Here is a 16,052-nt window from a genome sequence, read left to right as displayed (position 1 = left end):
ATGACGACCTTGCTCCACCACGTCGCCCGCGGCGTGAACGCTCTGTCCGATCGCGACAGTGCGGGGCCGTCTATCCCGCCGTACCCGGACGAGAGCCAGTACGCGCTGGACTTGGTCGTCAGGGATTGCCTCGACCACGAACGCACGCCCCCGGCCGGAATACCGGAGCTCATCCGGTGGTGCACGGACCTCACGGCGCAGCACTGGCCCGTTCCATTCGGGCCTGCGTACGGAGGTCTCGCCCTGGTCGATCCGGTCCAACGCACCCGGACCCGGGCTTGCGCCGAGCTTGCCGGGCTGGCGGCCGTCGCCGACGAGATCATGACGGAGACGCTCGCCGATCTTTCCGACGGTGAGGCTGCAGAACGGCTTCGATTCCTGCAGTCACATGTACTCGTCGGACCGGACACCCAGCGGAAGCTGTTCATGGAGAATCCCAGGGAAGCGCACGTAATGAAATTCGTCAAACCCCTCTACCGGCCGGCCTCGGCAGCGTGGATCGTCCGGGGCCGGGTCGCCCTGTGCGACTGTGGACTCCCCGCCCGGACGGACGATCTTGCGGGTGAAGACATGAGGTGGTGCGAGCGGGAGACCTGCCCACCAGGTGGCCGGACAGCGCAGCGATTCCCGGCCGCCCGAGTGCTTCTGCTCCATCCCGCGCTCCGACTCTTTGTCACGTTACCATCCACATTGGACATCCGGGTTCTCGACGGCTTCACATCGACGGGAGTCCCGGTACGGACGGTGGATCGCCCCACGCAACGCCGTGAAGTCTGCTTTCCCGGCCAGGGTCCACTGACTTTTCGGAGCTACGACCGGCTTGTTCCGTCCGCGTTGGCCCTCGATGCCGCAGCCGACGGCGTAGACGTCGCAGTGATCCCGGATGGTTCCGCGATGACCGCGCCGGCTGCTCGTCAGGCCTTCGCGGACAACCTACCGCCCGGTTCGCGGGTCGTTCTCGCAACCGAGAGCGAACTGCTGGCCGGCGCGCTCGAAAGGAACCATGATGCGTGACCCCGGAGTCGTGCTCGCGCCTGTCTTGCGCGACCTCGAAGAAGCAGGCCTCCGCAAAGAGCAGGCGGCTTTGCTGTGCGATGTCGAACTGGGCCTGCTGCTCCACCAAAGAACGAATCCCGACGAGGCTGCGGGCGGGGCCTGGGTCTTGTTCTGCGGCATCCCGTACGCGCGTGGCCGTGGGCTCGCGAGCACCGAGGAGGCGATGACCGCACTTCGCTCGGCGCGCTTCACGCTCTGGACGTTGCGCCGGCGCACTGCCTGGCACGATGCCTTGGCCACCTATCAAGAACTGGCCCGGAAGTTCCGAGCCTTCGACGTGCCGCGGCCGGACGTCCGGATCGTCCGGCTGCCGACCGAAGGCATCGCCGATGACCGGTTCGCCTCGTACGGCCGGCTGCTGGCCGCGGCGCCGCCGTTCGAGGGGCGCCCGGCGACCTTCGCCCGACGCGGGCCACACCGGTTCCAGGCCGGGCGGGCGACGGTACGCGTCGACCTGCCCGACACCGGGCACCTCCCCCGGCCTGCCGCCCACGACGTCGACCTCCGCCCGACGGGCAACGGCGAACCGATAGCCGTGGTCTGGAACGACTTGATCACGACGGCGGAGAGCATGGACGCCGTCGAGTGCCACCATTGGGCGCGCCGTCTGCGTTCGGTCCGGCTCCGCACGAAGGGCGACTCGACCTTCCGCCCTGACGGCGCATTCACGATCGCGGGCGTCGAGCACCTCCTCGGCATCGTCGGTGCGGGGAAGAGCACGCTGCGCGACGTGCTGACGGTGCACCTCGCCCGGCAAGGACGCCGGATCACCGTCGTGGTCGGGGATGTCGCCGAAACCGTGGCGCTGGTCAGGCTCTACAACGTGTACACCGGCGGCAAGGCGGCACCTGTCCTCGGCGCGTCCGGAAAGGAACGGCACGCGCAGCGCATGCACCGCAGGCTCACCGGTCGCGGCGAGGCGAACGTCCTCGCCCACGACGACGCCGGGTTCGGGTACCTCAGCACCTCGTGCACGGTGAACGCCCTCATCGGCGACCCGGACGACGTCCTCGCGTTCAACCAGGCGCCATGCACTCGCCTGCACCGTCGCACCGTTCGGTCCGACGCCAAACGGGAGTGGTCGACGGTGCCGGTGACGTGCCCGTACTGGGCGGGATGCCCGCGGCACCGCGGTGCGCACGAGCTGGTCTCGGCCACCATCTGGGTTTCGACCCCGGCCGGCCTGGTGGACGCCTCGGTGCCGCGGCCGCAGAACGCCGAGAAGATCCGCTACCTCGAGGCCGCCTGCCGGCGCAGCGACTTGGTGATCATCGACGAAGCCGACCGCGTGCAGATGCAGCTCGACCGAATGTTCGCCCCCGCGGTCGCCCTCGTCGGCGGCTCGGACAGCAGGTCGCTGCTCGACGATCTGGTCAGCCACAAGAACCGGGAGTTGTTCGAGGGCGCCCGCACGCAACTGTCCCACCACGACGTCGAGGACTGGACGGCTGCGGTGAACACGATCACGACGACGACCGACAGGTTGTACGCGATGCTGGTCGCCGACCGAGGCCTCCGCGACTGGGTACGCACGGGCTACTTCAGCGCCTGGACCTTGCAGCTCCGGTTGATCGAGGAACGCTACCCCGACGATATGGTCGACGCGAACGAGCCCCGTCGACAGCTCACGGAACTGCTCGACGACTTCCGTGACAACCCGTTCGGGGATCGCGCGGGAGCCACCAACCAGGAGCTCACGGCGCTGGTCAACGAACTGCTCACCACCGGGCGCCAGCCTGCGACCCGGCGGAAACTAAGCGACTTCCTGGTGAAGTTGTTCGACCTGCCCTCGAAGCTGTCCGAGTTGCAACTGGCCTACGAGGATCAAGGGCGACCCGGGCCGGCAGGACGCCGACACAAGCCAGCACCGGATCCCGCGGATTGGCTGGACGAGAAACGGCGCCAGTTCGAGTTTACCCTGCTGCTCTCTGCGCTAGAACCGAAGCTGGCCCTGATGAACGCGATGTGGCCGCGGGTGGAATCAGTTCTGAAACTGGGCTTCAACGACATGTACCAGCGGCCGCCGGACTACGGCCCGATCGTCCCGGAAGCGCCGATGGGGAACGTGCTGGGCTTCCAGTTCATCGTGGACGGACCGCCGAGGCACGGAGTTCAGAGCGGAGAGCTGCGCTACTTCCGGTGCAGTGGGATCGGACGGGAGCTGCTCCGTGCGCTGCCGGAGCTTCCCCTGGTGGACGGCCGTCCTGGTACCAACGTGCTCTTGATGTCGGGGAGTAGCTGGGCGGGCAGCTCCAGCCGCTACCACGTGCCGGTGCCCGTCGGCACCATCCTGCTCCCGGAGGAAGAACACGTCGAAGCCGTGGTCGACGGTACCGAAATGCGCTTCGAATTCCTCCGGAGCGGACGCGGCACCGAAGCGCTGCAGCTGTCCGGCGCCGGTCTCGACCAGCGACCGGACGTCCTGAGCCGGATGGTGACGCGTCTGGGTGAGCACGACCACGACGGCAGCATCCTGGAGCGTGAGCTTCGCCGCTGGCCGGATGCCCGGCGGAGGATCCTCCTGCTGGTCGGCAGCTATGAGGAAGCCGAACGGGCGGCCAACGCACTGCACACCCTGAGCCCGCGGTGGCGGGGGCGGGTACTGCGGCTCGTGTCGGACGACGTCGACGTCACCATCGGAAGCGACGACGAAATGCAGGCGCCTGTTCTGCGTCGCGGCGATGTCGACACCCTTCGCCACACCGATGCGGAAGTGCTCGTGGCACCGCTGCTCGCCGTCGAGCGCGGGCACAACATCCTGAACGACGACAAGGTCGCCGCCATCGGCAGCGTCTTCTTCCTGGCTCGGCCCAACCCCCGACCCGACGATCTGGGGCTCGCCGTCCACACGGTGAACGACTGGCTGGTGCGGTTCGCCGAAACCGCCGAGTTCGCCGAACGGCTGAGCGAAGCGGCAGATCTGGACGAAGGTGCCCTCGCGCTCCGCAAAGAGGCACGAAGTCGCTGGTACCGGGCCCTCGCCCGATCGCTCGCCTGGACCTCGCTGGGGTCTGACCGCGATTCGGTGACGTGGGACTTGCTGGTGCTCATCTGGCAGGTCATCGGCAGGCTGGTGCGCGGCGGGGTGCCCGCCCGGGTCGTGTTCGTCGACGCCGCGTTCGCCCCGGAAACAGCCGCGGGAAGGCCGGCCGACGAGACGCCCGAGACCAGCCTGCTGCACAACATCCACGCCGTGTTGACGCCCTACCTGACACCGGACTCCACTGTGCCGGCCCACGACCGCTACATCGTCGACGCACTCTATCGGCCGCTCTGGGCGGCGCTGGACCGTCTCCTCAACGACAGGAACCCGGAATGCACTCCTTGATCACGCCGTGCGCGTACGAGCCCGATCCCAGCGCTGGCCCGTGGGTTGAAGACTTCCACGTAACGACATTCGCCGAGCAGTGGCGAAGCGAGCTGACCGACCTGTGCGCACTGGGCTGGCGCAGCCGGGATCCGTTCGCCGGGCTGCCCATCCGGAAACTCGACGGCCTTCTTCGCGCCGTGGCGCCGGGAGTACTCGCGACCGGACGCGGCGCCGCTGCCGACAGCACCGTGCCGTGGCTCTACGCACGCGAGCCGCTCCCGGCTGACGTCGTCCTCCCCGCGTTCCTGAGCTGGGTCGCCGCGCTCCGGCCGGAGACCGAGCACCAAGCCGCTTCCCGCCGCGTGCTCGACGCCGTCCGGCAGACCGAACCGGAGTGGTCAACGTCTCCGGTGGAGCTGTCCGGCACCGACATCTCCCCGGGCGGGACGGCATCACCCCATCAACGGCTCTACGCACTGCTGCCGGAACTGCTGGCTCTACGCCTGGCAGAACGTCCTTTCCGTGCCGAGGGGCAGGATACGGACATGTGGTTTCGGGCAGTCCGGCTCGAGCACGGAGCCGAGCTCGTGTCGTGGCCTCCTCAGACATTCCGGAAGAACGGCCAGGACCACCACTACTCGGCTCGGTTGCGGATCACGCTCCACACAGTCCCGTTCGCGCCCTCGTTCCGGGTGCACGTGTCGTCGGGAATCCGCCGGTGGGTGACCCGCACCCCGGTCTGGATTCCGCGCGGTCGCGGCGCCACTGTCCTGTTCGACCTGCCGTTCCCCTGGGACGGAGAGACCGGGAAGCGCCGTGTCCGGCTCGTCGGCAATGCGATGAAGTTCTCCCCTTCCGACGGGCGCTGTATGTGGCGAGGCCAGAGCCCCATGGAGATCATCGACGATCTCGACATCGTCCGGCGGTTCCCGAAACCCGACGACCTCATCGCGGACCCGCGCGCCTGGTTGGACGGACAAGGTGACGTGGCCGCGGCGGTGGTCCACAGCACCATGATGGGAAAGCACACGATCGGTGCCGGCCTGATGCCCGGGGAACGGGCTCACCTCGACAAGTGGGTCGAGGCCGGGCTTCGTCCGTGGCTCCGCCGGGTGCCATCGCTGACCCGCGCGTTCCGCGTCACCAAGCCAGTCATGCTCCCGAAGGTGCCTAGAAAGGACACTGCTCGACGTGCGACGGTCGAAATGCGAGCGGTGTCCGCACGGAGGGCCACGCTGCGCGCTGCGTTGGCGGGAGCGCCTCTGAACGTCGACATCGTCACCGTCTACCCGGAGACCCGCGAGCATCTGCTGCGTCAGCTCGCCGAGTTGCTCGGGGTGACTGATCTCGGCGACGGCAACCTACGCCGCTGGTCCGTGGATGGCCTCGACGTCGACCTCGTGCTGTCCGAGTCCGGTTCTCTCGCCACGGCGCTGAAAGCCCCGCCGGACGCGCAGGACAAAGGCACCGGGGCCGACGAGGCCCAGCGCGCACGACGAGCGTCCGTCGCCGCGCGGTTTCCTCTTCGCACGGGACGGCCGGGCCTCGCCTTGGTCGAGATCCCCGGTCCCGATCGGTTCACCAGCCCCGGAACAGACCCGAAGTTCGCCTTGCGCCTCGGGTTCGCGGACACCAGGCGGCTCTCCCAGTTCATCAAGATCGCCGAGGACGACGCCGACGATCAAGCGATCCGTGCCGACGCCGCGTGCCGAGACGGGCTCCGCCAGCTCGGCGCCTCGTCAGCACCAGCGCACCGGGCAGGAACGGGAGTTCCGCAGAAACTCCAGTACGTCGCATTGTGGGTGGCGCGCAAACAGACCACCGCACAGACGAAGCGCGCCAGTCGGCACCTCGTCGCGGTGCGAATCCGGCCCGCCGACCCGGAACATCCGGTCCGGGCCTGGGACGACCGCGCGCAGGACTGGATTCCCTACGCTGACTTCCTCGTCTCGCTCGCGGCCGGCTCAGATGCCGAAACCAACGCTCTGTGGCGGCCTCCGACGGTCGAGGACGAGCGCACCGACGTGGAACGGCGCGTGCGCGCCATTCTCTTCCAGGTCCGGGACCGGCCGACACTCCTGATGGCAAACGCCGGAAACATGCGGGACTCGTGGCGGTGGCTGAGCAATCGCACCCTGGTGCGGGACACGCTCGGCTTCGCGAGAGAACCGGATCAACGATTGGGCGCTTTCGGCGAGCACCTGCGGGTTGTCCTGCTACGCGACCGCAACGGCAGGGACGAGGTCCCGCAGTGGTATGCGCCGGGGAAGGACAACGACACGCCCGGCTTCGGCACCGGCCTCTGGGCGTCGCCGGACGCTTTGCCGGACAATCGGGTATTCGCGAGCACGGCCGACGTTCCCAGCACCTTTCCCAAGATTGCCCGTGGGCTCCGCAAGCTCGGCCGGGAGCCTGGCCGGGCTCCCTCGGCCACGGTGACGGCGTGGAACCCGCAGTACCTTGAATTGACCGTCCTGGGTTGCCCATCGCAGGACACCCCAGTGACGTGGGCAGCGATCACCCACCAAATGAGGTTCCATGACGAATACGTCCCGCTGTCACGTCCACTGCCGATGCACCTGGCGAAGCTCGCAGAGCAATACCTGAATCCGCAGTCTGCGGAAAGAGATTCGCCAGAATGACGACGTGTGGTTGTCGCCGGTCGGCACTGCGGCGACAACCACACAGGCGCAGTCGAATTGCTACCCCTTCTTCAATGCGGCGGGCACCTGGCCTCGGACACCACCTTGTCCATCAGGTGATGATCATGCAAGCACGCAACCTTGCCCTCGATACTGCCGTTCTCGGATCGCTGAACCGCCGCGATCACCACGTTCCCGACCTCCATGCCGGACGCGAAAGGGTTACAGGCGCGAACTTCAGCGGCGAAAGCCGCGATTCGGGTCGCGTTGCTCGCCATCATAAAATGGCTCGAACAGGAACTCCAACTCGCCGGGCGCATTGGGGCCATTCTTCGAGGACAACAAGCCAATGTGGTCCATGTCCTCAAAAAGCGCGTCGTAGAGGCTGTTGAAATCGTAGTCGTACCGCGTCTCCGGCAAGCCCTGAACAAAGCTATCGATCACGTCCGGGTCCTCGAACAGGACCTCCGCCTCCTGGATCATCAGGTCCAGAGCGATCTGCTCTGACATGTCTAGTGGACGTGGCTCGACCCCGTCTTGCAGGTCGTCGGTCAGGTCATCGAAGATACGAGCCATGCGGCGAAAGAACTCGACTGGCTGCTTGCGCATGATGGCAGGCACAATTTCACCAAAGGTGCACGGATGACCGGCGTTCAACTCCTCAGCATGGTCAAAATACTGGTCTGCAAGTATCGATCCCGCCGCGGCCAGCACCCTCGCAGTGCGGGGAGTCAGATCAGGCCGGACACAGTCCACACACGCACCTTCCTCGCAGATTTCGCAATCCTGGCAGTCGTCGACACAGTTTCCGCAAGTGACGCACTCACTGGACGCGCAAGACGTGGTCGGGAACATCAGGATCCCATCAATGGGGTCGCCATGCAGGTGGTCCGCCAGCCGTGCCCGTCCCAGATGTGTGCCCTGAGCAGGCTTAATCGGCAGTTGACGCACCGTCGCGACGACACTCTCAGGCAGGCCGATCAACGACTCATCGAGACGTTCAACGTGATTTCGACGACCAAGCAGATGAGAGTTGAGAGCGTCCGCCAGACGCCGCGCAGCGGTGGCATTGGAGACGGTGGCCAAGGCAAGTAATTGAGGGTGACCAGGGAAGCCGGTGATCGCCATAATGCGGTGCTTGCTGGCCGTATGGTGAGGCAAAAATACCTCGTACCGATCGTCGTCAAGGGACATGGAGGTCTCCGATAGCGCAGGCCGACTAGGCCTTCCGCCAGCACGCGCCAACAGAAAGCCCATCAACAAAGGTCATGGTATGCACTGATGGTCCGGGTGCTTCCGCAGACCTCGTGGCGCAAAGCCACGCTAGCACAGTTCACCCGCGTCCGCACCGAACTTGGTCGACGCCCATGACCGAGGCGAACCACGACCGACTACTGTGAGCGACCTCCGCGATAGTAGGAGGCTCCGGCAGTAGAGGGGTTACCGGAGGCGGCGGGTGGCGGGGCGGGTGTCCCAGCGGTTGGCGTTGCGGGCTGCTTGCATGAGGCATCGGACGGCGACGAAGGCGGCGGCGATGTGCAGATAGAAGTCGACGATGACGCCGTCGTGGTCGGTGCAGCGGCCAAGTTGCCGTAGTTGTTCATCCACGAGGCGCCACCCAGGTCGGCACACGAAGACGGATCGCAAGCGCGAAGACGTTTCCGAAGCGAAAAGGAACGTCAACCCCACGACTCTTAACCAACGGGTTCGGGGTTCGAGTCCCTGATGGCGCACAGTCGGAAAGCGAAGCCCACCAACGGTTTCCCTGCAATTTCAGGGTCGCTGTCGGTGGGCTTTGTTGATCTGTGGGTCCCCGCTGGGGCCGCTGTGGGTCTTCTTCGAGCGGCCGACACGATCGTCGTCCGGGAGCAAGCGATCGTCCGTGACGTCTGGTCCGGATAACGCCGCCAGGTCGGCCGGCATGGTCGGTGGTGGAATACCGGTCAGCCGACCGTCACAGCAGCGCGATCATGGCCAAGAAGTCTCGGGATCTGTTCAGCCCGGTGGTCCCGGCGACGGATGCGGCTCGCAGGGGTCGGCGACCTGCAGCGAGGCGAGCGGGCGCGGTGAGGGCGTAACGGCGGAACGGGGCGGCGCGACCGAAGGTCATGAGGAAGATCGCTCTCGTGGTCGTCGCGGCCGTTGCCGTGGCCGGCTGCTCGACGGCGTCGCCGACGCCCGCGCCCAGTCCCGCGCCGAGCCCGTCCGCGTCACGGACGGCGGCCGCCCAGGCAGGAGCCGAGGATAGGGTGATCGTCGCGCTCAGCCGAATCGACCCGAACCTGGTGGCGAAGCCCGACCGCGCGCTGAGCCGCGCGAAAAACGTGTGCGACTCATTCGATCGGTACGAGGGCGACGAAGCGAAGGTGGCCGACTACACCCGCCAGGAGTTCGACGGCGGCTCCGCAAAGGTGGACACCAGCAAAGCGGCTCGCATCGTCGCCGCGGTCCGCAGCAGCGGCCTCTGCGGGCACGGCTAACCGGACCCACGAACACCGCACTCCGCTGTGACTACTGCCGCGCTGACGACCTAACCTACGCGGTCCTGCTCCCAGGATCGGGCACTGCGAGCGCGGGCGTCACGCCGGACATCGAGCCAGGTCGGCCCCGCGCGGCACCTAAGCACCACGGTCACAAGTTCATTGCTTGCCGTAACACAAGATCTGTCCGGTGAGACATATCGGCGTTGACCATCATCATGTTGGAGGGGTTCGTGATCATCCGTGGTATCGTTTCCGCCGTTGGCGTCTCGGCGGCCGCACTCTCGTTGGCTGCGTGCAGCAGCCCAGGCGGCGCACCCACGGCGACCGACTCGGCTGGCGTCGTCGCCCCAGCTGAAGCCGCCGGCGGCCCGAAGTCCGCCGACGACGTCACGAAGACGCTCACCGAGAAGATCCCCACGGTGAAGCTGTTCAAGACCTATACCGCGGAGGACGACCCGAACCACCTGCTCGGTCGGCCTAACGGCTACACGTCGAAGACGGCGTTCTCGGACTCGCGCGTCAAGGCCGACGACGTCGAGTACACGAAGGAGGACGCGGTCGAGCGCGGCGGCTCCGTGGAGGTGTACGCGGACGAGGCTGGAGCGAAGGCGCGGATGGACTTCATCCAGTCGATCGCGAAGGGGATGCCCGCGGTCGGCGAGTACGACTACGTGAAGGGCGGTGTGCTGGTGCGGGTGTCGCGGTTCCTGACGCCAGATAAGGCGAAGGAGTATCGGGCGGCACTTGGCGGCTGAGGGCAGATGACAAAGCGCCCGCTCGCCTGGGAGATATGGCGGTCGATCGGCCGGTGTTCGGAAGGCCAAGACCCCGGAAGTGCGTCACGGACGACCGGGCCGGCGAGCTGTGCGGCGGCGACGTATTCGACTGGCCGGACCGTAAGTCTCCGCTGCACAGCCGCGGATGGCTATGGTGCCGCAGATGCCTGCTGTCGACCAGCCATCGACCGGTGTGGCCAGGGGCCTCGGCGCCGACTCAGCGTGGCAGCCGACGTGTTCGACGATGTCGGTACGACAACAGCCCCGCTGGCCACGTCCCCGCCTTCGCCTGTGCCACCAGATGTAACAGGCGGCCGGTACTTCGCGACCTGATCACCATGGCCAGCACCCAGCTGAAGACTGCTGACACCCTCGTAGCCGCGGTCGTGCGCCCCGCTGTCACAGTGCATGACGACGCATAAAACACAAGCGGGTGTCCTGCGGCGGGTTGTCCTTGGGCGAAGGTCCACTGGTCCGAGACGGGAGGTCGCGCTGAATGTTCCTTGAGCGGCTCACTCTGATCAACTTTCAGTGCTTTGGCCCTGAAGCGACTACGATTCGCTTCGACCGGCAGCTTACCGCGATGCTCGGCTCGAACGCCGCCGGGAAGACCGCTGCCTGTCAGGCGCTGCTGAGGTTGTTCAGCGTCGTTGGCGACCAGCGGCGTATCCGTGTCGAAGACTTTCACGTCCCCGATGACGAGAATGAGGCGCCGCAGACGAGATCGTTGACGATCGAAGCCGTCTTCGCCTTTCCGGAGCTCGCCGAGGACGCCGACACCGTGGCCGCTTCGCGCAGTGTTCCAGAATTCTTCGCGCAGATGACCGCCGATGACCAGGGGCAACTGAAGCTTCGGATCGTCCTGGATGCTTCGTGGTCGGCCGACGGCTCGGTTGCCGGAACCATCGAACACAGCCGCCGTGTCGTCCACACCTTCAACGAGGACTACGGCCAGGACTGGGTTGAGCTTCGCGACCCGGAGCGCAGCCACATCCAGATGGTGTATGTGCCTGCCACCCGCGACGGTGCACGTCAGGTCACTGCTTTCCTGCGCGGACGCCTCTGGCGCGCCAGCCAGTGGTCGGAGCCGTTCAAAGAGCACGTGGGTGAGGCCGCCGCCGAGCTCTCCGAGAAGTTCAAGGACGAAGCGGTCGTCGAGACGGTGACACGGGCGATTTCCGCGCGTTGGCAGGCGCTCCACCGCGTCGCTTCGGAGCAGAATCCCCTGTTCGAGCCGATAAGCAGGGATGTTGGCTTCCTGGTCGCGAACGCCGAGATGTACTTTGAGCCGTCCCCGACGGGGCGGACTCGATCGGCACGGGAACTCAGCGACGGCCAGCAGTCCCTGCTCCACATCGCACTCACCGCGGCGACCCTTGACCTGGAAGCAGCGATCGCGTCGGGCGAACACGACGACAGGTTCGATATCACCGCGACAGCCCTGCCGTCGCTGACCCTGCTGGCGATCGAGGAGCCGGAGAACAACCTGGCGCCGTTCTTCCTCTCCCGCGTGGTCCAGCAGCTCCTCGACGTGACCGCGTCCGGCCGTGCGCAGGCGGTCATTTCCAGCCACTCCGCGAGCGTCATTTCGCGCATCCCGCCTGCGCAGGTCCGGCACTTCCGGCTTGACGAGACCACCCGGACAACCCGGGTGTGCGAGATCGTCCTGCCCGACGACTCAACCGACGACGGCAAGTACCTCCGTGAGGCTGTTCGAGCGCACCCCGAGCTGTACTTCGCTCGCTTCGTCGTTCTCGGCGAAGGTGCCTCCGAACAGGTCGTTCTTCCAAAACTAGCCGAAGCGAGGGGCCTGCACATCGATCAGTCGTTCGTCGCCGTCGTCCTGCTCGGCGGACGTCACACGAACCACTTCTGGCGGCTCCTCAGCCAGCTCGGCATCCCGCACGCCACGCTCCTCGACCTCGACTGGGGCCGCGCCGGCGGTGGAGAAGGGCGCATCAAAGACGTCTGCACGCAACTGCAGGCGGTGGGCATCGACCCGTTCGACGGCTCCGAGGAGATCGACGGCTTCGCCTCGCCTGACGACATCGTCGACCTCGACCTCGACCAGCTCAAGCGTTGGCTCAAGCACCTTGAGAAGTCGGGCGTCTACTTCTCTGCACCGCTCGACCTCGACATGCACCTCCTGGAGAGGTTCAAGTCCGCCTATACCGACCACCTCGAGGACGGACAGCGGGGGCCGAGTGGCAGAGGCGACCCCCGTGACGCCGTTCTCGGCGATCCCGACGTACGGCCGGACGTTGCCTACTGGTCAGATGAACGGAAGACCGACGACTTGCGCTGGTACCGATATCTGTTCCTCACACAATCCAAGCCGGGCACCCACCTACGTGCCCTTTCCCACGTGGACGAGGCTGCCTTGGCCGATCTCCAGGGCCCGCTCGCACGGCTCTTGGACCGTATCGAGCAGGCGGTCGACCCGACATGAGAACCAACCCTGCCGACTGGCGCCCGCGCGATATCGAGAACCTCGAACCCGCCGCCTGGGACGCGCTACGCGCCGGTACCGCCTCGATCACCGCCGGGCCGGGTGCCGGAAAGTCGGAGTTCCTCGCCCAACGTGCCAGCTACCTGCTCGAAACCGGGCTGTGCCGTCCTCCCCAGCAGATCCTCGCGATCTCCTTCAAGCGCGACGCCGCAGCGAACCTTGGCCGGCGTGTACGGACTCGGCTGCCTGAACATGCCGACAGATTCACTTCCATGACGTTCGACGCGTTCACCAAGTCCATCGTCGACCGGTTCAAGGACCTTTTGCCGCAAGCCTGGAAGCTCCGCGGCGCCTACCGGATCGGGTACGCCAGCCAGGCCGAAGTCCGCGACTTTCTCGGCAACCTCGCCGTCGCCGGACCGCAGGAGTTCCGCAGCGACATCGCCGGCATCCGGCAAGCCGGATTCTTGACCGAGAGAATGGGCGCCTACGCCCTAGAACCCGAGCCGCGCGAACCGGCAACCGCGGTCGACTACGCTGTACATCAGTGGTGGGCACAGAAGTACCAGGCCCACGATGTCCCGACAGTCGACTTCGTCATGCTGAACAGGCTGGCCGAGCTGGTCATCCGGACAAGCCCGCAGCTCCGGCGCGCCCTTACCGCGACCTACCCTTACGTGTTCGTCGACGAGTTCCAGGACACGACCTATGCCCAGTACTCGTTCTTGAAATCGGTGTTCGCACGCGAAGGCACCACTGTCACGGTCGTCGGCGACCGCAAGCAGCGGATCATGGGCTGGGCCGGCGCACTCACCGACGCTTTCGCTCAGTTCGAAGAGGACTTCGGCGCGGAGGCGTTCGAGCTGAGCTGGAACTTCCGCTCAACCCAAGAACTGGTCGATCTGCAGCATCGCTTCGCGGCGCGCCTCGACACAACCAGCCGCCAACAGCTGTCCCAGGTTACCAGCCAGGTCGGCGAGTCTCCGGTGCAGATCTGGTCGTTTCCCACTGCCGAGCTCGAAGCCGAGTCCGTCGCGGCGTGGATCGCGGCCGACATCGAACAGTCGGGACGCGCGCCGGGTGAGTACGCGATGATCGCGCGTCAACGCGTGGCTGACCTCGAGCCCGACCTCGCGCGGGCACTCGATGCGCAGAGGCTGAAGCTTCGCAATGACGACTCTCAAGTTGGCGATCTCCGGCTCCAGGATCTCCTCAAGGACGATCTTGCGCGATTGCTCATCGGGCTGCTTCGCCTCGGCGCCACTCGAGGCGGTCAGCCGAAGGCCTGGCGTGAAGTCGTCGCCGCATTGAGCCGAGTCATGCCTAGTGACTTGAACCGCGAAGTAGGGTCGAGCGTCGACGACGCGCTCTCGACGTTTCTGGCCGACTTACGTAGCTGGTTCGCAGCCACCCCACTCGACGATGCGGTCGACGGACCTGCCGCCGATCACACCGAGGAACTCACGGACGTACTCGTCGCAAAGCTCATGACGTTTCTCAACTACGACGACATTGCTCAGAAGCGTGTCTTCGCTGACAGACCTGAGGATCTTGCGGTGACACTCGAGGCGTTCAAGATCCGTCTTTCCGGTGCCATCGGGCGTATCCAGTCTTGGGATCAGCTCGCCAGTGCGTTCACCGACGACAACGCGGTCCCTCTGCTGACCATCCACCGCAGCAAAGGCCTGGAGTATCACACCGTCTTCTTCCTCGGGCTGGATGGCGAGCAGTGGTGGGCACATGCCCGCGACACGGTCGAGTCCACCATGGCGTTCTTTGTCGGCGTATCCCGAGCCGCCGAAAGGCTCATCTTCACCCAGTGCGACGAACGTGGGGCACCGACCCGGATCGCTGACCTGTACGAGGAACTGGACCAGGCGGGAGTTCCGTTCGTTCGCATGGGGTGAGATCCGGTCCGCGGGTCAGCTGCTACGACCGTTATGACACACAATACGAGACCTCGGCGACCACATCGGCACCGCATTCTTCGAGCCTGGGCTCTGGCAGAGGCGGCAGAAGGTCAACAGAGACCATTCTCGGCGGCTGGATCCGCTGCGCGAAGATACTCCGCGCTGCGCGTACCAGCTTCACGAGCGTTCGCGATCGGCCTGCGCCCACGCCAGGAGGCTTACGGAGATTCTCGGCAGATACCGGACGCTGATACGCTCACGACACCGCCGGTCCTCATGCCGAGCGCCCTCCAGCAACTCAGCATCCACCTTCTCGCTCTCTCGCTCTGCCACGGCACCGTCCGAGTCGGCGGCACGGGCAGCTGCCCGGTAGCCGACGCCTGCAGAAGGAGTAGCCCCACCTCCGCCCAGTCGATTAGAAACAGCGGACCCACCGCATCGAACAACGCCTTCCCCACCTCACTGACGATCAGAGGCTCGGCGGCGTTCAACGCCAACTCCACCACACTCGACGCCAACAGCAACCGCCGAGCCAGCCGAAGCACCTCCACGGGGGCGCCCCGCAACGACAGGGATCGAATCGCGGCCATCGGCCCGACCGAAGCGACACTCGGCGCCGGCGGCAATTGGGCTCCGGCCAACGTGTGCTTGGTCATCTGAGGCCTACCGCGACGACCCTCTCGCCGTCAGGCATCTACAACAAGATCATTTTTGCTCCGAAAGGGTCTGCCCAGGGTCTGGTTGACACCTCACCTGTGAGGCTTCGGCCTCGCCTGGAAGGATGTCATCGTGCCCAAGCCCTACCCCCGCGAGTTCCGTGACGACGTCGTCGCCGTCGCTCGCCGCGGCGAGACCCCGTTGAAGCAGGTCGCCAAAGACTTCGGGATCTCCGAATCGTGCCTGGCCAACTGGCTGCGCGCGGCCGACGTCGAGGACGGCACCCGGCCCGGAGTGACCCGGGAGGAGTCCGCCGAGCTACGCGAGCTGCGTAAACGCAACCGGCTGCTGGAGCAGGAGAACGAGGTCCTGCGCAAGGCCGCGGCCTACCTGGCGCAGGGCAATCTGCCGGGAAAATAGCCTTCCCGCTCGTCCGTGAACTGGCCGCGGCCGGCGCCCCCGTGCGGGTGCCGGCCGCGGTGACGTGCAGGGTGCTGGGGATCTCCCGGCAGGCCTACTACCAGTGGTGCGCTGCCCCGGTCTGTCAGCGGGACTTCGACGACGCGCATCTGATCAACGCCGCGCTCGAGATCCATGCCGACGATCCGGCCGATGGGTACCGGTTCATCGCTGACGAACTCGCCCGCCGCGGGTTCACTGCCTCGGAGAACCGGGTGTGGCGGATCTGCTCGATGCAGAAGATCTTCTCGCTGCACGCCAGGAAGAAAGGCCGTTCCCGCCAGGCGGGGCCGCCGGTGCACGACGACCT

At 66.1% G+C, this 16,052-nt stretch carries 8 protein-coding genes and 2 pseudogenes; 8 read left to right on the top strand and 2 right to left on the bottom strand.

Features of this window, described 5'->3' with window-relative positions; all coding sequences use genetic code 11:
* The 3 genes from G3I65_RS44720 to G3I65_RS44710 are packed head-to-tail and all read left to right on the top strand — an operon-like array spanning position 1 to position 7,008.
* Entirely contained in the window at positions 1–1,014 is a 1,014-nt protein-coding gene (locus G3I65_RS44720; RefSeq protein WP_160701475.1) for a hypothetical protein, read from the top strand.
* On the top strand, positions 1,007–4,384 hold the full coding sequence (locus G3I65_RS44715; protein ID WP_160701474.1) for a hypothetical protein: 3,378 nt from the start codon (positions 1,007–1,009) through the stop codon (positions 4,382–4,384). The genes G3I65_RS44720 and G3I65_RS44715 overlap by 8 nt, the downstream gene beginning before the upstream one ends.
* Positions 4,372–7,008, top strand: a complete 2,637-nt coding sequence (locus G3I65_RS44710; protein ID WP_160701473.1) for a pPIWI_RE module domain-containing protein — start codon at positions 4,372–4,374, stop codon at positions 7,006–7,008. The genes G3I65_RS44715 and G3I65_RS44710 overlap by 13 nt, the downstream gene beginning before the upstream one ends.
* A gap of 237 nt (positions 7,009–7,245) precedes the next feature.
* Here G3I65_RS44710 and G3I65_RS44705 read toward each other — a convergent pair whose 3' ends face one another.
* Together G3I65_RS44705 and G3I65_RS44700 are read right to left on the bottom strand one after the other, a co-directional pair.
* On the bottom strand, positions 7,246–8,202 hold the full coding sequence (locus G3I65_RS44705) for a hypothetical protein (RefSeq protein WP_160701472.1): 957 nt from the start codon (positions 8,200–8,202) through the stop codon (positions 7,246–7,248).
* A gap of 246 nt (positions 8,203–8,448) precedes the next feature.
* Positions 8,449–8,618 (bottom strand): annotated as a pseudogene (locus G3I65_RS44700) (IS5/IS1182 family transposase); the annotation flags it as partial.
* 639 nt (positions 8,619–9,257) lie between these two features.
* On the opposite strand from G3I65_RS44700, the gene G3I65_RS44695 reads away from it, so the two are divergent.
* From G3I65_RS44695 to G3I65_RS57890, 5 genes and pseudogenes are all read left to right on the top strand, one after another.
* Positions 9,258–9,488, top strand: coding sequence for a hypothetical protein (locus G3I65_RS44695; RefSeq protein WP_160701470.1), 231 nt, complete (start codon positions 9,258–9,260; stop codon positions 9,486–9,488).
* Positions 9,489–9,721: 233 nt separating this feature from the next.
* Positions 9,722–10,246 (top strand): hypothetical protein, encoded by a 525-nt coding sequence (locus G3I65_RS44690; protein ID WP_160701469.1) that lies wholly within the window; start codon positions 9,722–9,724, stop codon positions 10,244–10,246.
* A gap of 517 nt (positions 10,247–10,763) precedes the next feature.
* Positions 10,764–12,716 (top strand): ATP-dependent endonuclease, encoded by a 1,953-nt coding sequence (locus G3I65_RS44685; RefSeq protein ID WP_160701468.1) that lies wholly within the window; start codon positions 10,764–10,766, stop codon positions 12,714–12,716.
* Positions 12,713–14,623, top strand: a complete 1,911-nt coding sequence (locus G3I65_RS44680; RefSeq protein ID WP_160701467.1) for a UvrD-helicase domain-containing protein — start codon at positions 12,713–12,715, stop codon at positions 14,621–14,623. Before G3I65_RS44685 ends, G3I65_RS44680 begins: the two co-directional genes overlap by 4 nt.
* Before the next feature lie 792 nt (positions 14,624–15,415).
* Positions 15,416–16,052, top strand: a pseudogene (locus G3I65_RS57890) (transposase); the annotation flags it as partial.

Origin of the sequence: Amycolatopsis sp. SID8362, from assembly GCF_010550475.1 — a bacterium.
Lineage (GTDB): Bacteria > Actinomycetota > Actinomycetes > Mycobacteriales > Pseudonocardiaceae > Amycolatopsis > Amycolatopsis eburnea.
Note: the sequence above shows the minus strand (reverse complement) of the source record. Positions and strands in the feature narration are given on the sequence as shown.

What these genes read in the sequence shown, in the direction of transcription:
- G3I65_RS44720 (WP_160701475.1), top strand. Translation starts at nt 1, where the DNA reads ATGACGACCTTGCTCCACCACGTCGCCCGCGGCGTGAACGCTCTGTCC.
- G3I65_RS44715 (WP_160701474.1), top strand. Translation starts at nt 1,007, where the DNA reads ATGCGTGACCCCGGAGTCGTGCTCGCGCCTGTCTTGCGCGACCTCGAA.
- G3I65_RS44710 (WP_160701473.1), top strand. Translation starts at nt 4,372, where the DNA reads ATGCACTCCTTGATCACGCCGTGCGCGTACGAGCCCGATCCCAGCGCT.
- G3I65_RS44705 (WP_160701472.1), bottom strand. Translation starts at nt 8,202, where the DNA reads ATGTCCCTTGACGACGATCGGTACGAGGTATTTTTGCCTCACCATACG.
- G3I65_RS44685 (WP_160701468.1), top strand. Translation starts at nt 10,764, where the DNA reads ATGTTCCTTGAGCGGCTCACTCTGATCAACTTTCAGTGCTTTGGCCCT.
- G3I65_RS44680 (WP_160701467.1), top strand. Translation starts at nt 12,713, where the DNA reads ATGAGAACCAACCCTGCCGACTGGCGCCCGCGCGATATCGAGAACCTC.